The organism is Cognaticolwellia aestuarii (assembly GCF_002000025.1).
GTDB classification, from domain to species: Bacteria; Pseudomonadota; Gammaproteobacteria; order Enterobacterales; family Alteromonadaceae; genus Cognaticolwellia; species Cognaticolwellia aestuarii.
Genome location: NZ_MUZV01000010.1, coordinates 24,498 through 46,921, shown reverse-complemented (window position 1 = coordinate 46,921; position 22,424 = coordinate 24,498). Strand labels below are relative to the sequence as shown.

Genomic DNA, 22,424 nt, shown 5'->3' with positions numbered 1-22,424 from the left:
AAAAATTAATGTTTTTCTAACTTTGTTGGTTAGCTATCCATACGGTTTGATAAGGAGCTAAAGTCATTTCTTGGCTTAATTCAGTGATCTCCCTTTGACTGATTAGCTCATACCACGATTTGGTAATTATTAAATTAAGCTCACTTAACGGTAATACTACTGGTTGATTTGAAATATTACTGACACAAAATATACTTTGTTTTCGGTTCAGACTTTGTCGCCAAAAGCCAAATAACTGCAGCCCTAAATGTAAAGTAAACTGCGTTGCATTAGGATGAAATGCCGGTTGTTTAATGCGAATATCTAATAAAGTTTTTAAAGTTGATAGCACTTTATGGTGATGTAAATTTTTGTTTGCTAGCGCAAGCTCTAAAATATCTTCTTGCCAGCGATGGCGGTTAATCGATCTATTATGATGCGTGTTAGCCAATTTTTTAGTGTCGTTTTGTGTGCCTATCATGCTATGGATATAAATACCCGGTATGCCTTCAAGGCCAAACATAATGGCATGTGCGCAAATAAAACGTTCAAAATTCCACTGATCTTTACCGTCAACAGTACCTTGCAGGGCATCATAAAGAGCAATATTCATTTCATAGGCTTTTTGCTCGCCATTTTCTGTGCTTCGCCATGAAATTTTACCACCAAAGTTTTCAACGGTATGGATTAAGCTATCAAGTTCTGCATCGCTTAATAACCCTTCGGCTGGACGTAAACCAATACCGTCATGAGAAGCAATAAAATTAAAATAAAGCGTGCCATCTTGCGCAGGTGGCATGCTCATTAACCAACGCTTTAAATACAAGCAGTTGCCAGTCAGTAAAGTATTGAGCAACAAGGGGGGGAGTGAAAAATTATAAATACCGTGCGCTTCATTGGCGTTACCAAAGTAGGTCAAATTTTGGGTGTTAGGAATATTCGTTTCGGTAATGATAATGGCGTGTGTCTCAGCGGCTTCAATTAATGTTCTAAGTAATCTCACCACTTCATGGGTTTGTGGTAAATTGATACTTTTACTGCCAACCACTTTCCATAGAAATGCGATAGCGTCAAAGCGGAATATTTTTACGCCGTTATCAAGATATTGTCGAATAATCGAGGCAAAAGTTTTTAATACTTCAGGGTTACGAAAGTCAAAATCGACTTGATCATGACTAAAAGTACACCAGACAAACTTTTTACCTTGGCCCGTTTCAACTTCTTTAAGTAGTGGTGAGGTTCTAGGTCTTACTACTTCACTTAAATCATCATCAGGGTGGGCGGTAAAGAAAAAGTCATGACCTACGCCTTCGCCTTTAATAAAGTTGTCAAACCATGCACTTCGGCTTGAACAATGATTTATTACCAGATCTGACATTAGCTGATATTGTTCGCTGATCTGTGTAATGTCCTGCCATGTACCTAATGACTCATTAACCGATGAATAATCAATAACAGAAAAACCATCATCAGAACTATAAGGAAAAAATGGTAAAATATGCACACTGTTAATGGTGCTTTTTAGATAGGTGTCTAAAAATGTTTTTAATGTTTTCAGTGGTGGCTGCTGTTGACTGATAATACTATCGCCATAAGTAATCAGAATAATATCACTTTCTGACCAATGGTTAGTAAAGGGCTTTGGCGCAGCGACCTGGCTTGTTAAGCGCATAATATCAATTAGAGCATCAGCAATATCGGCCGCAGCTTCGGCTAGGGTGATGCCTTGATATATAGTCTCAAGCTGTTGAATAAGTTTGTTTTTTAGCTGTTCAACCTGCGCTGGCATAAGTGTTACTTTCCTTTAATACTTGACTAAACTCTTGGTTGTCTAACTCTACGGCGGTTTTTAGTTGCGATAAAATATCTGGAATAGCACTTACTACGCGATTCCAAGATGGAATAAACGGTGTTTCCATCGGGTTTTCTAAAAAGGTATTACCGGCAGTTAAAATGTTTTCGGCGAACATTTCTACGGCTTTTTCTTCGTTGTGAATGTCAAGTTCTAGGCCGTTCATCATCGCGTCATTTCGATACGTTTCAACATAGTCTAGAGCGATACGGTAGTAAGTCGCTTTTAGGGTTCTAAACTTTTCAGCGCTAAACGTTTCACCTTGTGTGGCGAGTTTTCTGATAAAGGCCTTGCTGATATCAATCGACATTTTGGATAACCCGCCGGCGGTATTATCGAGTGATAAGTCTTGGTGTTTATGGTCATAAGTGGCGGCAATATCCACTTGGCATAAACGGTTTGGAGAATAATTACGATACATTTCAGAGAGTACGCCAATTTCTAATCCCCAGTCACTGGGAATACGAATATCACTTAAGACATCGCGACGAAATGAAAACTCACCAGCAAGCGGGTATAAAAAGCTGTCCATGTATTCTAAATAATCGCAGTGTCCAACGGTTTTTTTCAATGCCTTGATCAAAGGTGTTACCAATAGGCGAGAAACTCGACCATTGATTTTTCCGCCGGCAACACGAGCATAAAAACCTTTAGAGAATTCATAGTTAAAGAGTGGGTTGGCAACTGGGTAAAGAAGTCGGTCAAGTAGCTCTTTTTCATAAGTTAAAATGTCGCAGTCATGCAGGGCGATAGACTCGGCCTTACCTGAAGCCAAAATATACCCCATGCAATACCAAACATTTCGGCCTTTGCCGAGCTCTTTCGGCGCTAAACCAAGAGCTTGAAGCTTAGCGTCTATTGCTTGAAGCCTTGGGCCGTCATTCCATAACACGCGATGATGTTGAGGCAACTGAGAAAAAAACGACAGCGCATGCTTGTATTGTGCTAAATCAGCGCGGTCTAGGCCAATAACAATTTCAGATAAGTATTCAACGTCTTTTATTTTATTGATAATATCGGGTAAGGCTTTGCCCTCTAATTCGGAGAATAACGAAGGTAAAATAAGCCCTAGTGAGCGGACTTTTGAAAACTCAAGTAACTCGGCTGCCATATCTTGTGGCTTGCGCTGTGCCAAGTTATGTAACGTAGTAACTGTACCGTTTTGATAGAAATCAGCCATGATTTACCTCTTTGTTTTATTAAACTAAATTAGATTGCCTAAGATGTGTACTGAGTTGATTAGCCAAAAGCTGCTGTATCGCGTCTGCCCATCCCTCGGGACCATATCGTTGGGTTTGTGTGGTTTTATATTGTTGATACAAAGGCGGAAAGTCGTGCACAGGAGAGCGTATTTGCACGGCTATATCGGCTGCCTCTAGCATAGAAATATCGTTTTCGCCGTCTCCTAACGCTATGGTATAAACGTTGCTGTTGGCAAAATGCTCACGGTATTGCTCAGTCAACCAAATCAGGGCTTGGCCTTTATCGCAATAGCCGCCGATATGCATAAACCTGCCACCTTGAACAACACTAGCGCCTAGTTCGATAAGGTGTTCAACAAATAGTTTTTTAGTTTTTTCATCGCCAACCCATTGCACAGGTTCGCCGTATTGTCGTTGTTTTGCGCGTTCAGCTTGTGCTGAATCTAAACCGGTAACTTGGCATAATTCAGCGCTAGATAAGGTTGAAAATCCTTGGTAATAGGGCTGAAATTGTTCACACTGTTGGCTGAGTAAGTCTAACCAATGCTGGCGTGGTGAACAGAAAGATTTCAGCCAGTAATTTTTGAATACCTCAGTGTCTTCTGGTTGCGTTTTAAAGGTGTTGATCGGAATATAAATTGCGGCACCATTTTCGATAATAAAAGGGGTATCAAGCTTCAACTCTGCACGAATAATGTCTAATTCAGCCAATGTTTTACTGGTATTTAAAATGACGGGAATTTCAGCATGACGTAGCTGTTTTAGTGTTGGCTGAGCTGCCGTTGACTGATAACTGTAGTGGTCAAGCAGTGTGCCATCAAGATCACTGAAAATAATGGTTTGCTTAGTCATTACAGTGCGTCCGTTATTGGCATTTTGGTGATGTTTCTGTTGTGATCTAAATAAAAAATGGCATCCGCAGATTGTGATATTGTGTTGCAAGCTTGTACGCTGAGTCTTTGAAAGTACTGAGTGAAATTCAAAACGCCAGCCGAGCCCATTACCTTTGAATTTGGTAGATTGATATTTCTGGCTTGCAGCTTTTTCTCTTGCTCTAAGCGCCACTTATAAACACAATCAAACGATGGTGCTTGTAGTGCTAACCAAAAGTCCATTGCTTTATATAAAGGCTGATAATAACTTTTCAGCTGTTGGTTAACATAATGTCGCCATAGGCCATCGGTATCATGTTTTAATTCCAGTTCATTAACCGGAGCAGCTAATTGCTCGTCGGTTTGTGGTTTGACGCCCCAGCACCAACCTTCTAATAAAATAATGTCTGCAGGTTTATCAATTATTGGCCATTGGCTTTCAGGGTAAGGTTCGTCGGTTGCCTTATTAAATCGTGGAATAGTAAAGCCGATTTGCTTGGTTTTTAACTGCTGTAATGTTTGCTTTAGCGCGTTGGTGTCATGTGTGCCTGGTACGCCTCGTGTTGCTAATAAAGGATGAACGTTATCTGCTAATTGCTGGCGCTTTTCTCCAGTTAAATAAAAATCATCTAATGACATAACAACGATAGTTAGTTGATAAGTTGTCGCTAAATATTCAGCAAGGTAGTCGGTTAATGTTGATTTGCCACTACCTTGACAGCCATTAATACCAACAAAAAATGCACCATCATGCTGAGTAAATTGGCTATGTATCTGTTCAGCGAGTGGTTGGTAGTGCTCTTTTGCCGTTAAGATAAACGCTTCAGGTAGTTTGTGTTGTTTCATAAAGGTTGAAAGCATAATTCCCACTGTCGCTAAATATTCGTTATGGTTGTTATTATACCTTCAACTCCTGTGCCATTTTATTTAGTCGCTACTGAGTTGTTGTAATTCATTGTAAAATATGATTTATTTTTTATTTGGCTAAAGATCAAGTGATTCAAAAGCTAATAAAATTGCACTAAACTAAGCCGCCGCTTCATTTTGGTGCAATGTGAGATGTATGATAAAAGTACTTATTCTTGTTAAAAGTGTTAAAGATACAGGCGATTTAACCGGTACGCAGAAAAATTCATTTTCGGGAAAGTAAACTTTTTACGGCACGACTACGTAAAATAAATTATCTACTTAGGAGGAATTTACTATGCAGTGTAAGCCAACCATACTCGGCGTTGCCGATGCGAGACATTATTTAGTCGGTGCTACTGACAATGACAACAACTTTATAGCATTGCCGTGTTTACATACTGTCGCGATGTGTAATTCTTTGCCTTTGGCCAAGCAATTGCTGCGAGATAATGATATTAATGTTGTACAGCTAACTTTAGAGTCTGCTTATGATGAAATGTGTGGTTTGCCCAGCACAACGGCAATATCACAAACTCTCTATTTATAAATTAATGGGTGTAATGCTATGAAACTTTCTCAATATCTTTATGTGTTTAATCAAATTATTTCGGAAGGTGAAAAGCATGATGATAAGTATTGTTTACATGGACTCACTGCTTGGCATGACTTAGATGGCTATACTTGCTATCTCAGTTATAAAGGCGTGACCATGTCGATGTATTTTCATGGCCGGTTTGCATTTGACTGTGAAGACGAGGCCGAGTTACAGCCGTTTAATAAACTCGTACAGAAAATATACTCACCGCCAGTGACGAGTAACGCTTAGGCACTGTTATGATCGATTTGGGCGACGCGCCTTGGTATGTCACAAATGACGCTGTTATGGGCGGTTTATCTGAAGGTAGAGTCGAGCAGGCTGACCATAAGTTGATATTCTTTGGCGATATATCCACTGAAAATAATGGTGGTTTTACCAGCACTTTTAAACCGATAACACCATTACCAAAGGCAATTAGCAACATTAAGGTTTGCCTTAAAGGCGATGGAAATGACTATCAACTACGCTTGAAATCTCATGTGATGGCTTTTCCTCTGGCTTATAAAGTGACGCTTGCAACGCAAGCAGGGCAAAGTTTGTGTTATCAATTTAAGTTAGCCGACTTTAAAGCAACGCATCGTGGCCGCGCAATTGACACTGCGCCAATATTGCTAGCAAGCACGATAACAGAAGTCGGATTCTTAATTGCTAATAAGCAGCCAAACACCTTCGCTTTAGAAGTTTTTACTATTGAATTTAGTTAATTACATCATAGGAATAGTTAGGAATACCATGAATAAAGTTAGCCCAAAAGCACTACTGCACAGCAAGTGGACGAAAGTAATCGTTGAGAATAAAGAAAAACATTTTGCCATTACAAAACTCAGCTTTGATGACGAGCAACGTGTTACTGCCTGTGTTATTGAAGCGGTGATTAACAAAAATGAATATGTCATTAATTGGCGCGACCTAAAAGACAGTAAACAGTGGAAGTTAGGTTGGCAGTAAGCATTTTTGCACCAACACTTAATATTTCAGCATAAAGTTACCAAGGTATTTCTTTACCTTGCCAATCCAAATAACTTGCCTGACCATCAATAGTCGCTGATGCAACAATGGTAAGTAATCGGCTAGCAACAAACTCGCTATTGAATAGCTTGCCCTTAGGAACATTTTTTTGGAAAGGCTTCGACAGTGGGCTGTCAGTAGTACCGGGATGAAAAGAGATTAATTTCATATTTTTAGCTCGTCTTGCGAGTTCAACCGCCGCTGAGGTAATGAGCATATTCATTGCCGCTTTCGAGGCTCTATAACTGTACCAACCGCCCAATTTATTATCGCTAATACTGCCAACGCGAGCGCTAAATATCACCACTTTACATTCATGCTTTGTCGCCAATAATGGTGTTAAATGTTTTAACCACAGCATAGGGGTAACGGTATTAGCGGTCAGGGTTTCAATAAACATATCAGCAGAAAAGTCTTCTAAACGTTTTTCTGGCTGACAACGCTCATTATGTAAAATACCGTGGCAAATAAAGACCTGTGTGATCACTATTGGCATATTTGCTTTTAGTGTTTCTACTGCTTGGCTAATGGTTTGCTCCTGATAGTTTTCAAGGGTAATTAGCTGGGCATCAGCAAATTTATCTTGTTGATAAAAACTACAATCACGACTAATAACAATCAATTGTGCCGTATCGTTGTTAATTACTTGCGCTGCAATCGCTTTGGCTATTTCACTATTCGCGCCAATGATCAGCGTGGCATGTGATGTCATATTTACTCCTTTGCTCGGCCGCTAGTTGGTAGCGACAATGTATTATTAAGATAATACGAAAAAAAATCACGATGAGATCAGCAGGGTATTTAATCTGAGTGTAGTGACCTAGGTACTTCAAAGCATGCGTCATTAGCAATATGCTTGATAATTTCGTTGCTGATAAAGTTAATACGCTGCGCTTTATATGAGTATTGGTTATGACAAATATAAAGCGGCTCATTAATAATTTCAGCGAGATGATGAATGTTAATTAGGCTCTGCTGATGAAAAGCTAAAGCGGCATATAGTGGTAATACTGTAAAGCCTAACCCTAAGCTCACTGGCGCTAAAATTAAGCTTATTTGATTGGAAAAACCTTTGTGTTGAAACTGATTAATATGACTAAATTCAGTGAAGTTTTTTTGCAATAACAAGTTGGCGTGATGAGCGGCGTCAGGGTGATTAATAAAGCCCAGTTCGTTCAACACTGGCCAAGTAACTTGGCTAACAGCTGCCGGAGTAACTAACACTAGCGGTTCAACACCAATGGCTGTGCTATTGATACGATGATCCTGCGGTTTTTTGGTTACCAAACCAATATCAATGTTACGTTCAATTAGCGCTAGTTCAATACTGTGATTGGGCGCAAAGGTATAATCGAGTGATAATTTTGGCTGCTGTTGCAAAATAGCGAGTAATTGTGGATAAAGCTTTAGACCTATACTACCCGGTGAAGCTACACGTATATTGCCGATGTGGGCGTCATCTTGTTTGATTGACTGTGCAAGATCATCACTTTTTTCCAGTAGCAACTTTCCCTGTTGATATAAACGTAAGCCTTCATCGCTTAAAGTAAAAGATTTGCCTTCTCGAAGTAGTAGCGTTACCGCGAGTTGTTGTTCAAGCTTTTTGATATGTTGGCTGACCCCAGATTGTGTCATAAACAGAACATCAGCTGTTTTAGTAAAGTGCCCTATGTCAGCCAAGGTGCAAAATGTTTTTAACCAATGAAGATTTATCATAACAAAACGTACTCATATCTATTATAAATGATAATTTTTTGTATCTTATCAGTGGCACTATACTTTGCCTATCAACTTTAGTGAGGAAAGCACATGAGCAAAGCATACCCAAGAACATTTTCACATATTGGCATCTCAGTACCGAGTGTCGAAAAAGCAGTTAAATTTTATACCGAAGTTTTAGGTTGGTATTTAATAATGGAGCCAACAGAAATTATTGAAGATGATAGCGCCATTGGCGAAATGTGTACTGATGTATTTGGCGCTAACTGGGAAAAATTTAAAATTGCCCACATGTCGACAGGTGATCGTATTGGTGTCGAGCTATTTGAATTTAAAAACCAAGAAAATCCAGAAAATAATTTTGAATATTGGAAAACCGGGGTATTTCACTTCTGCGTACAAGATCCGAATTTAGAAGAGCTAGTCGAAAAAATAGTCGCTGCAGGTGGTAAAAAACGTATGGCTGAGCCACGTTATTATTACCCGGGTGAAAAGCCGTATCGTATGATTTATATGGAAGACCCTTTTGGTAATATTTTAGAAATTTATAGCCATAGCTATGAACTAACCTATGCGGCTGGCGCATATTAAGAGCAGGCAAAGACTTTAAGCACGAGTTATTAGTCTTAGTGCAATAATTAGCGTCTTGTAAACCGAGTCTAATAACAAAGCAGCCCGATGTGGCTGCTTTGTGTTAATGAAAACTTTAAGATAAATAATAAAGTGTAATATAAGACTAAATAGTAAGCTGAAAATGTGTTAGTTTACTATTTAGTCTTATATTTCAGCCAATTACTTTTCTCTTAGTGTCAGGTGGCTTGGGTATAATTAACCTTACACGGATGTTTTATGATTAAAGTATTATTACTCTCAATTTCGCTATGTTCTTTTACGCTATTGGCGAAAAATACCGTATTAATTGAGAACGTTACAATTGTTTCATCTCACCTGAAAGCGCCACAAATTAAGATGAATGTGTTGTTAGATAATGGGCGAATTACCAATATCTCGCGAGACAAAATTACCTCCTATGATAGTAAAATTAATGGCACAGATAAGTTTTTAACTCCCGGTTTGATGGATAGCCACGCTCACGTTTCGTCGATTCCTGGTATGGGCTTTGGCGTTGAGGTTGTTGCTAGCCAATATCCTGAACTGGTTAAGGCTTACTTTGAGCAGCAACCGAAAAGTTTTTTATATTATGGCGTTACTCAAGTACTTGACCCCAATCCAGGGCTAAATTATAAACATTTTACTTCGAGTGCTAACCATCCCGACTATTTACGCTGTGAAGTTATAACATCAAAAAATACCTTTCCCTATGTAGAAAAAGTGGATGATAAATCGAAAACGATGTTCACTTATGTGATTGATGAGGCAGCTTCAGCAGATGAAACGAATTCTGCAGAGCATGCAGTGCTTAATATTTATAACTCTGGTGCATCATGTATAAAACTTTATTTTGAAGATGGCTATGGCAATGCTAATCAATGGCAAACCTTTACACCTAAAACACTGAAGCGAATTAAAGTCTCTGCAGATAAAGTTAATTTACCGATACTTGCCCATGCTAATGCGCTAGACATGCAGCAATTAGCACTTGCCGCAAGTGTTGATGTAATCGCGCATGGTATGTGGAATTGGGGACAATATAGCCGCCAAGCTAATATAACCAAAGAAATGTCTGTAACACTAGATAAAATTATTGCTGATAAAGTTGGCTATATGCCAACACAAAGAGTGATTGCCGGTTTAGGTGAAGTAATGAACCCGACGATTGCTGATTCAGCCGAATTTTTATCTGTTACGCCTAAATCACTTATAAATTGGTATAAAACGCCTCAAGCACAGTGGTTTAAAGAAGAGCTTCGCGTGGGATTTGATGGCATGGCAGATCAGGCAATCGCAGAGGTGTTTTTATATGGTCGCATAGGTAAAGGCAATCAAGTTATTAAATACTTAAACGCCGCTAAACATCCAATTTTGTTAGCATCTGATTTTCCTGGTAGCCCTAGCTTTGCTAATCAGCCGGGACTGACTAGCTTTCAAGAAATGAAGGCAATGGCTAATGCCGGATTAACACTTGAAGATATATTGGCGGCAGCAACGGTCAATAATGCTAAGCAATTTAAAATTGCTCAAGATTATGGCACCGTAGAAGTTGGAAAAATTGCGAATCTACTCTTACTTAATAGCAACCCTTTAGACTCAATTGATGCGTGGAATAGTATCGAGACTATTATTTTACATGGTAAGCCTTTAGCTAGAGCAGACTTAATTGCTAATAAATAGCGAATTAGCCTAGTTTGGCTGTATGTTTTTAATTATCAATTATTTAGGCTATTCTTCGAGTAGTTATATATGAGGGGTTTATGCGACTTTTATTGATATTATTGTTATTTACATCGTCAGCGTGGGCAGAAAAGTACGATTTAGCTACTTACTCAGCGTCTTTAGATTATGCTCAGGTGACGAATGTGCTTGCTACGCAGCAAGCTGATGGTAGTTGGTGCTTTGGCACGTCTGTACGACATAATGATCAAGGCTGGGAGCATTATGCTGATGGCTGGGAAGTGTTAGACTTTAACGGCAAGCCCCTTAGCTTTCGTTTGCTGGCACACCCTCATGTTAATGAGCAGCCATTTACTCGCGGTCAGTGCGATATCGAGATACCTTCTGAAGTTTCTCAAGTTATTGTCCGAGCTAAATGCAATAAGCATGGTTATGGTGGGAAAATATTTGTTGTCGATTTACGTAAAAATTAATCTATTCATTTTTCATTAAGTGCTGATAATATGATGTTAACTGTACTGCTGTTTTATGTTTTTCCGGTAATGCTGATCACTTTGCTATCGCTGCCTTTATTTTTATGGATAAAAAAAAACACTCAACAATATTGTGCCACCTATATTATCGCTAGTTTTACCCTTGCCACCATTATTGGTTTTTTGCTTTTAGCTATCATTATTTTAATTGGCGATAATCCTATTGCCGGTGCTGCTATGAAAATTTTAGCGTTAGGTTGTTATGGTATTGTTTTAGGTTTATTCGCTTGGTGTTTTCGAAACCGTTGACTGTTAATTTTCAACGCCTAAATCTGAACTCTCAGCCTGAACCCTCAACCTCGAATCCTGATCCCCAACTAGCAACCTACTATACTCATCACATTGGCAAGACATTATTGCTTGAATAATTATCTTATCTGACTAATCCAAATGTTAGTCTTTTACGTATGACTTATTATGATGATAAATATTGTTGTGATAACGCGTGATAAAACCCAAGTTAACTTTAATCAATAACCCGAACTTTATTAACCTACTTGGCTTTAATGCTATTTGGTTTGGGCTTATTTTTCTGGGTAATAGCTTTATACCTGTTGCGGCGATATTGCTGCTTTTACACTTGTATTTTCTAGCAGGAAAAAATGAGCTAATGCTTATTTTTATTGTTGCTGGCATTGGCGTGCTGTTAGATAGCGTTTTAGTTTATGCGCATGTATTTATTTTTCCTGAAGCTAAAAAACTGCCTTTTTGGCTAATTACGCTGTGGTTTTGTTTTGCGGCTACTGTGCGCCATAGCTTAGGGTTTTTGAGCAATTCTAAAATATTACAATGCTCGGTAGGCGCTATTTTTGCCCCATTAAGTTACCTAGCCGGAGCAAAGTTTTCTGTGGTTTATATTACTCCTTCGTTCGAATTAAGTTACTTACTGTTGGCTTGTTTGTGGGGACCTTTAATGGTGCTTATTTTTGCACTTAGTCGCTGGACAAAAGTTGAGGAGATAAATGATGCCATTTAGCTTTGCTTACACTCGTATTATTTTGATATTCGTTGTGGTGATTTCGTCAACAGCACAGGCCAATAATGAGCTGACTAAGTGCCAGCTTAGCAAGCAATCGCCAATGTTGATGAATGAGTTATTACCATCAATGAAAGACAAGCATTTTCGGCAATTAGGTAGTGCAAAATTTTCGGTTTTGTTTTGGGATATTTACCAAAGCACATTACTGACTACTGATGGTCAGCCACCTTTTAGCAATCGCTGTCAGCGTGCGCTATTTGAAATACAGTATTTACGAGACATTAGTAAAGAAGAGTTATTAGAAAATACCATTTCACAGTGGCGTCATTTAGCCCTGAACGAAAGCGACTATATTGAATTCGTACCTTTATTGGACGGCATTTGGCCTGACATAAAAGCCGGTGATCAATTATCTATGTTAAGCCAAGCAGGCACCACGGTATTTTATTTAAATCGGCAGAGTATTGGTGCTATTGACAGCGCAGGTTTTGCTAAGCTGTTTCTTAGTATTTGGTTAGATGAAAACACCAGTGAACCAAAGCTACGTCAGCAATTACTTGGAGAAAAAATATGAGATGGCATTACAAATTCTGCGGCCTTGTTGTGGCGATATTGCTGCTATCGAGCTGTACAACGCAACTGAAAGATTATCAAACAACTTCGCCAACGCTTGACATTAAGCAGTTTTTTTCTGGGAAATTAATCGCCTGGGGTATGGTGCAAGACTATACCGATAACGTCACTCGACGCTTTTGTGTAGAAATTGACGGTCAATGGCAGGGGGATAATGGACTATTAAAAGAGGTGTTCTATTTTGCTGATGGTGAAGTTAGTTATCGTAACTGGCAGCTCAAAAAGCTCAAGCAGGGGAGATACCAAGGCAGTGCAGAAGATGTTGTTGGTGAAGCTTTTGGTCAGCAAGAGGGATTTGCTTTTCAATGGCAATATGACCTATTAGTGCCGATTGATGGCGAGACCATACAATTCTCGCTAGATGACTGGATGTACCAAGTTGATGAGTATCGTTTGTTTAATCGTACAAAAATGGCAAAGTTTGGGGTAACTCTAGCTGAAATAACCTTATTTTTTGATAAAGAAATGCCTGTTAAAACTTGCCGTTAAAATATTGAAGTTGCATTGGTGCGGTTAGTTAGTGCCATGCAAAAAATTACCTAATTCATACTTGCTGTGTGTTTTGCCCCTACAATGCAATAAATTTGCTTTAGGGGCTTTTTTTTGATCGTTTTTTATTTTTCAACGTATAACACTCTATAACTTCTTAACATTGATTATTGTAAAAATTATGGCGACAGTGAATTTACCTATTTTTCCATTACCGGTCTTTTTGTTATCTAAAGGGGTAACTCGCTTGCGCATTTTTGAAAAACGCTATTTAAAAATGGTTGCTCATGCAATGAAAAATGATGGCTTTATCGTTTTACCTTATGGCAAAGCTGAAAAGGTTAGCGATATGCCAACGGGTAGTTGGGTTGAAATTGTTAACTTTGATCAAGGTGAAGACGGCTTGCTATTGATTGATGTGCAATGTAAGTGTTTAGTTGATATTCACCTGATGACACAAGATAAAGATAAGCTTCATCATGGTGATGTTAGTATCAAAAAACATTGGTCTGATAGTGGTGAAGACAATACCGCCGATCAACTGGCGGATTCGTTAAATAAAGCTTTTGATGAAAATACTGAGTTAACGGCATTATATCGACAAGCTTACTTTAGCCAAGATAGCTGGGTGGTTGCGCGATGGTTAGAGTTACTGCCAGTGAATATTGATGAAAAACGTTTATTTGTTGAGCCTGGATCATTTGGTGCAGCGAAAGAGTTTTTGCAGAATATAATTTTGCTTGAGTAAATGGGCAAATATTAATGCGGCTAAAAATGTCGTGACTAAAAATTAAATTTAAAAGAAGTGATCTCAGCAAAGTTTTACAGCGTATAAGTTAACATCAGTGAAATAATGGGTAAGAATTATGCAGTCTGTTCATTCAGAGTTGCCAAGTCGTCAAACAGCTGCTACATCTAGTAGCATGACTAATAAAATCGATCATTCCCAACTTTGTCAATGGCTTAAAGCTGTCGCTGTTGATAGAGACAAACAAGCCTTTACCGGTGTGTTTAAGTTTTTTGCACCCAAAATACAGCGCATTGCTCAAAGTAAATTAAACAATGAAGCATTAGCTGCTGAAGTGTTGCAAGACACCATGAGTAATGTTTGGCGTAAGGCACATTTATTCGATGAGAGTAAAGGCGCAGCCACTACTTGGGTGTATACCATCATGCGTAATGTTACCTTCGACTTATTGCGTAAGATCAAAGCCAATAAAGAAGATAATCTCAGTGACGATATTTGGCCCTTGGCTGAATCATTAAACACCGAAGATGAAAGTTTTACTGACCATATTCAAAGTCGTAATTTACTTGGGGTTATTGAAACCTTGCCTGAAAATCAACAACAAGTTGTTAAAGGTTTTTATTTTATGGAGATGTCGCAAGAGCAACTTGCTGTACACCTTAATCTGCCGCTTGGCACCATAAAATCGCGGCTTCGACTTGCCCTTGGCAAACTAAAGTTGAAACTTGGAGAGCATCATGATTAAACACCACCCTAAATTTTCTTTATTACAAAGTTTTGTTGATGGTGAATTACCGGCTTCACTTGCTGCAGGTATCGCAATACATGCTGAAATGTGCCCATTGTGTCAGCAAAAAATAACCCAGTTAACAGAGCAGGTAGCAGAAGCCAGTTTTGAAGACAATTTTACCGAGAGTTTTGTCTCTGAGTTGATTGACAGTGTTGTCACAACAACGGCAACAGAATTAGATTTTGACGACATTATTGGTCAAATAACGGCATCGGATGATGTTGAACCGACTAAACCTGTGAGTGTTGAGCGCTCAGTGAGTTTTAAAGGTACAGAATATGTTTTGCCTAATGCTCTACGTAATATGGCACTCGGGAAAACAGCGCAAATTGGTAAGTTATCACGAGCACGTATTTTATTAGATGAAGGTGAGATTCATACTAATTTATTGCATATTGGTGCTGGTGGTTCTATACCTGAGCACACACACAAAGGTTTTGAGCTAACCTTACTATTAGCAGGTACCTTTGCTGATGAACAAGGTGAGTATGTGCAAGGCGATTTTATAATGCTAGATAAACGCCATCAACATCAGCCAGCGACTGAACAGGGTTGTCTTTGTTATACCGTTGCTAATGACGCCCTGCACTTTACTCAAGGTATCAACAAGTTGCTTAACCCTATTGGCGCTTTTATTTATTAGTTGGGATGACTATGCATAAAAATTTTACAAAAGAAGATGTTTTTATTGGTATCAGTGCTTGTTTAATTGGTGAAAAAGTTCGCTTTGATGCGAGTAACAAGCCATCGAATTTTTGTATTCATGAGCTAAGCCAACATGTCACTTATAAGGCTTATTGTCCTGAAGTGGCTGTTGGTATGCCAATTCCTCGACCAACCATACGGTTAATTAAAGACGAGCAGATGATCAAGGTGTCACGCCCTGATGGCTCGGGTGATGTTACCAGTGCGATTAAAGCTTATGGTAAGAAAGTTGCGTCATTCTCCAAAAACCTCAGTGGCTATGTTTTTTGTGCCAAAAGCCCAAGCTGTGGAATGGAGCGCGTTAAAGTGTATTCACCGACTGGTGATCCACTGCAAGCAAAAGGTATTGGCGTATTTTCTCGAGAAATAATGAAAGCTAATCCGTTGTTACCTTGTGAAGAAAATGGTCGATTGAACGATCCGATTATTCGCGAAAATTTTGTCGCTCGTGTTTATGCTTATCGTCATTGGCAAGCCTTGGTTGAGTCAGGCATAAGCAAGCATAAACTGACCAGTTTTCATGCTCAATATAAATATACGGTGATGAGCCATAATCTCGTTGCTTATAAAGAGTTGGGACGTTTATTAGCGCGTGCAGACTTGCCACTTGAGGAAATGGCAGAGCAGTACATTAGTGGTTTGATGGCCGCCTTAACAATAAAAGCGACACGTAAAAATCACTCTAATACCTTGTCGCATATTCAAGGTTATTTCTCAAAGTACTTAAATAAAGAGCAACGTAAAGAACTATCTGAGCAAGTTGATGCTTACCGAAATGGTTTAGTGCCGTTAATGGTGCCATTAACCTTGGTTAATCATTATTTGTTAGCGCACCCAAATGATTACTTAGCTCAACAAGCGTATTTAAACCCGTATCCTGAGTCATTAAAGCTGAGATACGGCTATTAACCCACTTTTTTATTAAGGAATGTCTGTGTTACTTTGGTTCCGCAACGATATTAGAATACACGACAACCCGGCTTTAGATTATTTTCTGGCACAAAAAAACGGCTTACTTCCTGGTAAAGCTGTTTTTTTTGTCAGCGAAAAACAATGGCTAGCTCATGATTGGTCAGCGATAAAAATTGATTTTATCAAGCGCCATGTCAATGCGCTTGCCAAGCAGCTATTGTTATTAAATATTAGCCTAGAGGTTGTACATTGCGATGATTTTTCTGAGCAAGTTTCATTTTTACAGCATTATTGCCAACAACATAATATTAAAGAAGTTGTGGCGAATTATGAAATTGAGTTTAATGAAAACCAACGCGACCAGCTTTGTTTAGCTAAGGGCATTCCATTACGGATGTTTGAAAGCGATATCATTGTTTCAAAAGGAAAAGTGCTGAACAAAACCGGTGAAATGTATAAAGTGTTTACCCCTTTTAAGCGGGCTTGGTTAGCGTACGTACGACAACATGGCTTTGATTATCTTGGTAAGCCTAGCGCGGTAAAAACCGAGTTACTCGCTGAGCAAAAGAAAGTAGAGTTAATGCCGTTGTTAACATGCACGGGAGAGTCTGACGCTTGGCCTTTAGCTGAGCAGGTTGAGCAACAGGTTATCCCTGAATTTTATCAAAATAAAGTAGCTAGTTATGGTGAAAAACGTGACTTTCCTGCGCTTAAAGCCACATCGGGTTTATCGCCGTACTTAGCCATAGGTGCAATTAGTCCGCGTTATTTGTTGCTGTTATTTTTACAGCGTTTTCCTGATATTTTAGTCGCATCTGATAGCCCCGAGTTTACTTGGTTAAATGAACTTATTTGGCGTGAATTTTATCGTAATCTGGTTTTTCATCAGCAAGACTTATCGAAACATCAATGCTTTAACCCTAAGTATCAGACAGTAATTTGGCCTAATAATCATGGGTATTTTAAAGCTTGGTGTGAAGGGAATACCGGATATCCACTGGTTGATGCCGCCATGAGACAACTTAATCAAACGGGGTGGATGCATAACCGTTTACGTATGGTGGTGGCAAGCTTTTTAACTAAGCATTTATTGATTGATTGGCGCTGGGGCGAAAAATACTTTATGCAACAGCTTATTGATGGTGATTTAGCCGCCAATAATGGCGGTTGGCAATGGGCGGCAAGTACCGGCTGTGATGCGCAACCGTACTTTCGGGTTTTTAATCCGATACGACAAAGCGAAAGATTTGATCCAAAAGGGCAGTTTATTCGTAAATATATTCCAGAGTTGGCGCAATTGCCTGATAAAGAAATTCATTTTCCACATGCGTATCTTGCTAAGCATAATTTAAAAAATTATTGGCCGGCAATTGTGGATCATAAGCAAGCAAGGTTAGCCGCTCTTGATTTTTACCGTTAGGCTGTGAGCGCTAAGCAGTTATTGGCAGTTGATTATTAAGTAACTTTTTGAGCATTTTTGAAATTGTTACCTGTTAGTCATTGTTACTGTACTAGTGAATCGCAGCGTTAATGCCTTTTTATCGCCAAAATGAAGAGTTCTTATGTCAAAGCAAGTAACTAATAGCATGGAGCAAACAAGCAAGCCTAATGAACACGCTGCTTGGTTAGCTAATTTTATTGAAATATATCAACAGCTTTCAACGGACAATTTACACTTGCTCGGCGATATCTACCATCAAGATATTATTTTTATCGACCCTATGCATCAACTGAGCGGTTTCGATCACTTACGTGACTATTTTAGTAAGCTCTATCAGCAGTTAAGCTACTGTGAATTTAAAATTGACCAAGTGATTGCCCAAGACTCTGAAGCTGCTGTTTATTGGACGATGAGTTATCAGCATCCGCGTTTAAATGCCGGTAATGTGGTGCATGTACAAGGTAGTTCTCATATCAAAGGTTGCGCTGATAGGGTGATATATCATCGAGACTATTTAGATTTAGGTGCGATGCTTTATGAGCAATTACCCTTGTTTGGTCGCATTATTTCATGGTTTAAACATCGAGCGTCAGCATAATGAGTACACAAGCAACCGTGTTGATCACCGGAGCAACCTCCGGTATTGGCGATGCCCTATTGCAGCAATATTTAGCTAATGGCTATCGTGTTATTGCCTGTGGTCGTAACCAAGAAAAATTACGCCAATATGCAAATGACCATCACAATGTTATCCCGTTGGCATTTGATATTACCGATAGGCAGCAGATTTCTCAGGCAGCTAGTCAATTAACTGATATTGAGCGAATTGATCTGCTTTTACTAAACGCAGGCGATTGTCGTTATATTGATGATGTAAATGCATTTGATGGCCAATTATTTGCTGACATTATCGCGATAAACTTACAATCGCTTGGCTATTTACTTGAGCATTTTTTACCTAAGGTTCCTGAAGGCGGGCAAGTGGTTTTTGTCAGTTCTAGTGCCACCTTATTACCTTTTCCAAGAGCTGAAGCTTATGGCGCATCTAAAGCCGGCATTGACTATTTAGCTAAGAGTTTACGGATAGATTTAACCACAAAAAATATTGCGGTGACTTTAGTGCACCCAGGATTTATCAAAACACCATTAACTGATAAAAATGATTTTCCTATGCCATTTTTACTGACGAGTGAGCAAGCAGCTAGCCGGATATACAATGGTGTTAAGGCAAAAAAATCTTACCTACATTTTCCTAAAAGGCTAACGTGGCTGATGAAATTATTCGCGCTACTTCCCGATGCTGTATGGCAGAAATTGATTTTAAAGAGTGAAAATAAATGAAAAACATTGCAGTTATAGGCACGGGTATATCAGGGTTAACTACGGCTTATTTGTTAGCTAAGAAGCACCGAGTTACGGTTTACGAAAAATCAGCCAGTATCGGTGGTCATACAGCAACAGTTGATGTTGAGCTTGATGATAAATGCTATGCCATTGATACCGGTTTTATTGTTTTTAATAATAAAACTTACCCCAATTATTTAGCCTTGCTGGCTGAAATTGGTGTTGGCAAACAGGAAACCGAAATGAGCTTTTCGGTACATAACACGAGTACTGGCATGGAGTACAATGGCCATAATTTAGATACGCTATTTGCGCAGCGACGTAATATTGCTAATCCGAAATTTTGGTTATTAATTAGTGATATTCTCAAATTTAATAAACTATGTAAGCAAAGCTATCAAACAGAAAATTACACTCAACAGTTAACTCTAGGTGAGTTTTTAATCGCGAATAATTTTAGCGATTACTTTGCCGAGCATTATATTTTGCCTATGGCTGCGGCTATTTGGTCGAGTTCGTTGGCAGAAGTAGCACAAATGCAGTTTCATTTCTTTGTGCAGTTTTTCCATCACCACGGTTTGTTAAATATTGCTGACCGACCTCAATGGTATGTTGTGCCGGGAGGTTCGAGAAGTTATTTAGCGCCGTTGTCAGCATCATTTGCTGATGATATTAATCTTAATGCCGATATCAGCGCCGTTACACGTGAAAACGGTCAAGTTCAACTGCACTTTGCTAGCGGTGATGTACAGACGTTTGATGATGTGGTGCTAGCCTGTCATTCAGATCAAGCTTTAGCCTTATTGGGCGATGCTAGCCCTCAAGAACAAGAAATTCTTGCAGCAATACCTTATAGCGAAAATTCAGTGGTGCTACACACCGATATCAGTTTGTTGCCAAAGCGGAAAAAGGCGTGGGCGAGTTGGAATTACCAGCTAAGCTCGAATAGAACGAAACCAGCTAGCGTTACTTACAATATGAATATTTTACAGGGATTAACTTCTGAACATACTTTTTGTGTCACTTTGAATCAGCGAGAAGATATTGACCCCAATAAAATATTGCGAGAATTTACTTATCATCACCCGATATTTTCAATGGCTTCTATTGAGGCACAGCGTCAACGCTTAACAATATGTGGTCAGCAAAACACGCATTTTGCAGGCGCATATTGGTATAGCGGTTTTCATGAAGATGGCGTTAGGAGTGCAGTTGATGTAGCCCAGCGGTTCGACTGTTACTTGCAAGACAGTGCGGCGAATAATCATGGCTGAACAGTCGCTATATAGTGCTATCTATCGTGGACAAATTAGCCATCGACGCTTTAGTCCTAAGCCGCACAGTTTTAACTATCAGTTATATATGTTGGCACTTGATGCCGATGAAATGGAAAAAAAGCAAGCACCGAAAGGTATTTTTGGCTTTGCATGGTTTAACCTTTTAAGGTTTGAGCAAAAAGATTATGTAAAGGGTGAACTTGGATCACTTAAGCAGCGTATAAAGAATAAAGTCGCGGTGTTAACCGCGACTGATGACGTTGAAGATAAGATAACGCGCATTTCTATGTTAGTTCAAGTGAGATGCTTTGGGATATATTTTAGCCCAGCGAATTTTTATTTTTGCTATGACGCTGATGATACTTGCCAGCAAGTGCTGGTTGAGGTGAGTAATACACCATGGAATGAACGGCATTATTACTTAGTGCCATTAAGTCATGATGAGCAAAGTGAGTTTGCTAAAAAACCTCATGTAACAGAGAAAAACTTTCAAGTATCACCTTTTATGGATTTGAACATGTGTTATCAGTGGCGTATTAAGCCACCTATGCTTAATAGTGATAAGTTACTGATTCAAATTGAAAACCATAAAAAGAATGATGGTAAAGTCAGTGGAAGTAGTAAAGCAGAGCAAAAAATATTTGCAGCAACGATGAATTTAACCAAAGTGCCATTTACCCGAACATCGTTATGGAAACTTTGGTGTAACTTACCTGCAATGACCTTGAAAATAGTCTTTGGCATTTATTGGCAAGCGGTAAGAATTTTTTGTAAAGGTATTCCCTTTATTGGCTATCAAAAAGCAAAGTAATGCCAATTAATATGCTACAAGACTAAGTCAGCAAGGTTTAATTAAGGAGTTTAGTGGTGGAACAAGCCTCAGGATTAAAAGTAAGAAAACAAGCTAATTGGTTAGATAAGCGCTGTCGAAGTATAGTGTTCTCCGTTTTAGCAAAAATAGACTATGGGCAAATTGAATTGGTTGATAATAGTCAGCGCTTTCTATTTCCTGAGTTTGCGGAAAACAGATCTTTACTTGGACGTATTAATATTCATGATACTAGTGTTTATCGTGACTTTGTTAAAGGTGGCAGTATCGGTGCTGCTGAAGCTTATATTGCTGGCAAATGGAGCAGCCCTGATTTAACCGCCGTTATTCGAATTTTTGCCCGCGCTCAACAGCAAACAGATGCACTTGAGCAAAAGAAACCTTGGCTAACTAAGCTAAAATATGCTTTGTTGCATCGCAGTAATCGTAATAGCCAAGCAGGTTCAAAAAAGAATATTCTTGCTCATTATGACTTAGGTAATGAGCTATATAGCCGCTTTCTTGATCCACAAATGATGTATTCTTCGGCTATATATCCTCAAGAAGAAGCAACGCTAGCAGAAGCGCAGCAGCATAAGCTATTGACTATTTGTCAGCGTTTGGAGTTAAAAGCTTCCGATCACTTATTAGAAATAGGCACAGGTTGGGGTGGCTTAGCTATATATGCTGCTCAGCACTATGGCTGTAAAGTTACCACAACAACGATTTCAGATGCACAATACGCTTATGCCAAGCAACGCATTGAAGAGTTAGGTTTAACAGAGCAAATTACCTTACTTAAGAAAGACTACCGTGATTTAACCGGCGAATATGACAAGTTAGTCTCGATTGAAATGATTGAAGCTGTTGGCTTTGAGTATTTACCGAGCTTTTTTCAACAATGTAACCAACGCTTAAAACCTGGGGGTAAATTATTAATACAGTCAATCACCATTGCTGATCAGCGTTTTGATTACTATAAGCACAATGTTGATTTTATTCAGCGCTATATTTTTCCTGGTGGCTTTTTGCCTTCAGTAACGGTTCTAACGCAAAACCTTACTCAGCATACTGAGCTGGTAACTGAATCGATTAGCGATATTGGGTTAGATTATGCGAAAACATTAGCTCATTGGCGTGAAGCGTTTCTAAACGCTTGGTCAGAGTTGACACAGTTTGGCTATGATGAAAAATTTAAACGTTTATGGCTGTATTACTTTGCTTATTGTGAAGGTGCTTTTTTAGAACGTTCAACTAGTACTGTTCATTTGCTTGCTAGAAAGTAAGTAAGGTAACGGGTTAAACAAATTAGTAAGCTAAGACCTTATCGGCAA

27 protein-coding genes are annotated in these 22,424 nt (G+C 39.0%); 21 read left to right on the top strand and 6 right to left on the bottom strand.

Annotation, left to right across the window (positions count from 1 at the left end):
• Window positions 1–16: 16 nt before the first annotated feature.
• From B0169_RS15025 to B0169_RS15010, 4 genes are read right to left on the bottom strand one after another with little or no spacing between them, the layout of a single operon-like run.
• The gene (locus B0169_RS15025; RefSeq protein WP_077287273.1) at window positions 17–1,768 is read right to left on the bottom strand and encodes an alpha-amylase family glycosyl hydrolase; all 1,752 of its coding nucleotides are present in this window, start codon (window positions 1,766–1,768) and stop codon (window positions 17–19) included.
• Entirely contained in the window at window positions 1,752–3,011 is a 1,260-nt protein-coding gene (locus tag B0169_RS15020) for a glycosyltransferase family protein (protein ID WP_077287271.1), read from the bottom strand. Before B0169_RS15020 ends, B0169_RS15025 begins: the two co-directional genes overlap by 17 nt.
• Before the next feature lie 19 nt (window positions 3,012–3,030).
• The gene (locus tag B0169_RS15015; RefSeq protein ID WP_077287269.1) at window positions 3,031–3,885 is read right to left on the bottom strand and encodes an HAD-IIB family hydrolase; all 855 of its coding nucleotides are present in this window, start codon (window positions 3,883–3,885) and stop codon (window positions 3,031–3,033) included.
• Window positions 3,885–4,766: a kinase gene (locus B0169_RS15010; protein WP_077287268.1), complete on the bottom strand. Its 882-nt coding sequence runs from the start codon at window positions 4,764–4,766 to the stop codon at window positions 3,885–3,887. Before B0169_RS15010 ends, B0169_RS15015 begins: the two co-directional genes overlap by 1 nt.
• Before the next feature lie 343 nt (window positions 4,767–5,109).
• Between B0169_RS15010 and B0169_RS15005 the strand changes: the two genes are divergently transcribed.
• From B0169_RS15005 to B0169_RS14990, 4 genes are read left to right on the top strand one after another with little or no spacing between them, the layout of a single operon-like run.
• On the top strand, window positions 5,110–5,361 hold the full coding sequence (locus tag B0169_RS15005) for a DUF6482 family protein (RefSeq protein WP_077287266.1): 252 nt from the start codon (window positions 5,110–5,112) through the stop codon (window positions 5,359–5,361).
• 18 nt (window positions 5,362–5,379) lie between these two features.
• A complete protein-coding gene (locus B0169_RS15000; RefSeq protein ID WP_077287265.1) occupies window positions 5,380–5,640 on the top strand; it encodes a DUF3081 family protein in 261 nt (86 codons plus the stop codon).
• A gap of 8 nt (window positions 5,641–5,648) precedes the next feature.
• A complete protein-coding gene (locus B0169_RS14995) occupies window positions 5,649–6,116 on the top strand; it encodes a CIA30 family protein (protein WP_077287263.1) in 468 nt (155 codons plus the stop codon).
• Between the two features lie 28 nt (window positions 6,117–6,144).
• Window positions 6,145–6,360 carry a TIGR02450 family Trp-rich protein gene (locus B0169_RS14990; protein WP_077287262.1) on the top strand — a complete coding sequence of 72 codons (216 nt, stop codon included), beginning with the start codon at window positions 6,145–6,147 and terminating at the stop codon, window positions 6,358–6,360.
• Between the two features lie 37 nt (window positions 6,361–6,397).
• Here the strand turns inward: B0169_RS14990 and B0169_RS14985 are convergent, their stop codons facing one another.
• Both B0169_RS14985 and B0169_RS14980 read right to left on the bottom strand, forming a co-directional pair.
• Window positions 6,398–7,132 carry an SDR family NAD(P)-dependent oxidoreductase gene (locus tag B0169_RS14985; protein ID WP_077287260.1) on the bottom strand — a complete coding sequence of 245 codons (735 nt, stop codon included), beginning with the start codon at window positions 7,130–7,132 and terminating at the stop codon, window positions 6,398–6,400.
• Between the two features lie 89 nt (window positions 7,133–7,221).
• Complete coding sequence (locus B0169_RS14980) at window positions 7,222–8,136, bottom strand: LysR family transcriptional regulator (RefSeq protein ID WP_077287258.1); 915 nt, start codon at window positions 8,134–8,136, stop codon at window positions 7,222–7,224.
• A 93-nt stretch (window positions 8,137–8,229) separates the two neighbouring features.
• On the opposite strand from B0169_RS14980, the gene B0169_RS14975 reads away from it, so the two are divergent.
• The 17 genes from B0169_RS14975 (at window position 8,230) to B0169_RS14895 (ending at window position 22,376) form a co-directional block, all read left to right on the top strand.
• Window positions 8,230–8,730: a lactoylglutathione lyase family protein gene (locus B0169_RS14975; RefSeq protein ID WP_077287257.1), complete on the top strand. Its 501-nt coding sequence runs from the start codon at window positions 8,230–8,232 to the stop codon at window positions 8,728–8,730.
• A gap of 258 nt (window positions 8,731–8,988) precedes the next feature.
• Entirely contained in the window at window positions 8,989–10,431 is a 1,443-nt protein-coding gene (locus B0169_RS14970; RefSeq protein ID WP_235838594.1) for an amidohydrolase family protein, read from the top strand.
• 80 nt (window positions 10,432–10,511) lie between these two features.
• The gene (locus B0169_RS14965) at window positions 10,512–10,904 is read left to right on the top strand and encodes a hypothetical protein (RefSeq protein WP_077287255.1); all 393 of its coding nucleotides are present in this window, start codon (window positions 10,512–10,514) and stop codon (window positions 10,902–10,904) included.
• Window positions 10,905–10,934: 30 nt separating this feature from the next.
• Window positions 10,935–11,213: a hypothetical protein gene (locus tag B0169_RS14960; protein ID WP_077287253.1), complete on the top strand. Its 279-nt coding sequence runs from the start codon at window positions 10,935–10,937 to the stop codon at window positions 11,211–11,213.
• Window positions 11,214–11,409: 196 nt separating this feature from the next.
• On the top strand, window positions 11,410–11,940 hold the full coding sequence (locus tag B0169_RS14955) for a DUF2878 domain-containing protein (RefSeq protein WP_077287252.1): 531 nt from the start codon (window positions 11,410–11,412) through the stop codon (window positions 11,938–11,940).
• A complete protein-coding gene (locus tag B0169_RS14950) occupies window positions 11,927–12,517 on the top strand; it encodes a chalcone isomerase family protein (RefSeq protein ID WP_077287250.1) in 591 nt (196 codons plus the stop codon). The genes B0169_RS14955 and B0169_RS14950 overlap by 14 nt, the downstream gene beginning before the upstream one ends.
• Window positions 12,514–13,065, top strand: a complete 552-nt coding sequence (locus tag B0169_RS14945; RefSeq protein ID WP_077287249.1) for a DUF3833 domain-containing protein — start codon at window positions 12,514–12,516, stop codon at window positions 13,063–13,065. The genes B0169_RS14950 and B0169_RS14945 overlap by 4 nt, the downstream gene beginning before the upstream one ends.
• A 181-nt stretch (window positions 13,066–13,246) precedes the next feature.
• A complete protein-coding gene (locus B0169_RS14940; protein ID WP_077287247.1) occupies window positions 13,247–13,813 on the top strand; it encodes an LON peptidase substrate-binding domain-containing protein in 567 nt (188 codons plus the stop codon).
• Window positions 13,814–13,931: 118 nt separating this feature from the next.
• Entirely contained in the window at window positions 13,932–14,558 is a 627-nt protein-coding gene (locus tag B0169_RS14935) for a sigma-70 family RNA polymerase sigma factor (RefSeq protein WP_077287245.1), read from the top strand.
• Complete coding sequence (locus tag B0169_RS14930; protein ID WP_077287243.1) at window positions 14,551–15,246, top strand: ChrR family anti-sigma-E factor; 696 nt, start codon at window positions 14,551–14,553, stop codon at window positions 15,244–15,246. The genes B0169_RS14935 and B0169_RS14930 overlap by 8 nt, the downstream gene beginning before the upstream one ends.
• Before the next feature lie 11 nt (window positions 15,247–15,257).
• Window positions 15,258–16,217 (top strand): YbgA family protein, encoded by a 960-nt coding sequence (locus tag B0169_RS14925; RefSeq protein ID WP_077287241.1) that lies wholly within the window; start codon window positions 15,258–15,260, stop codon window positions 16,215–16,217.
• A gap of 19 nt (window positions 16,218–16,236) precedes the next feature.
• Window positions 16,237–17,640 carry a deoxyribodipyrimidine photo-lyase gene (gene phrB / locus B0169_RS14920; protein ID WP_077287239.1) on the top strand — a complete coding sequence of 468 codons (1,404 nt, stop codon included), beginning with the start codon at window positions 16,237–16,239 and terminating at the stop codon, window positions 17,638–17,640.
• A 142-nt stretch (window positions 17,641–17,782) separates the two neighbouring features.
• On the top strand, window positions 17,783–18,259 hold the full coding sequence (locus B0169_RS14915; protein ID WP_235838593.1) for a nuclear transport factor 2 family protein: 477 nt from the start codon (window positions 17,783–17,785) through the stop codon (window positions 18,257–18,259).
• Window positions 18,259–19,002: an SDR family NAD(P)-dependent oxidoreductase gene (locus B0169_RS14910; protein WP_077287237.1), complete on the top strand. Its 744-nt coding sequence runs from the start codon at window positions 18,259–18,261 to the stop codon at window positions 19,000–19,002. Before B0169_RS14915 ends, B0169_RS14910 begins: the two co-directional genes overlap by 1 nt.
• Window positions 18,999–20,279: an NAD(P)/FAD-dependent oxidoreductase gene (locus tag B0169_RS14905; protein WP_077287235.1), complete on the top strand. Its 1,281-nt coding sequence runs from the start codon at window positions 18,999–19,001 to the stop codon at window positions 20,277–20,279. Before B0169_RS14910 ends, B0169_RS14905 begins: the two co-directional genes overlap by 4 nt.
• A complete protein-coding gene (locus B0169_RS14900; protein ID WP_077287233.1) occupies window positions 20,272–21,093 on the top strand; it encodes a DUF1365 domain-containing protein in 822 nt (273 codons plus the stop codon). Before B0169_RS14905 ends, B0169_RS14900 begins: the two co-directional genes overlap by 8 nt.
• Window positions 21,094–21,149: 56 nt before the next feature.
• On the top strand, window positions 21,150–22,376 hold the full coding sequence (locus tag B0169_RS14895; RefSeq protein WP_077287231.1) for an SAM-dependent methyltransferase: 1,227 nt from the start codon (window positions 21,150–21,152) through the stop codon (window positions 22,374–22,376).
• Window positions 22,377–22,424: the final 48 nt, after the last annotated feature.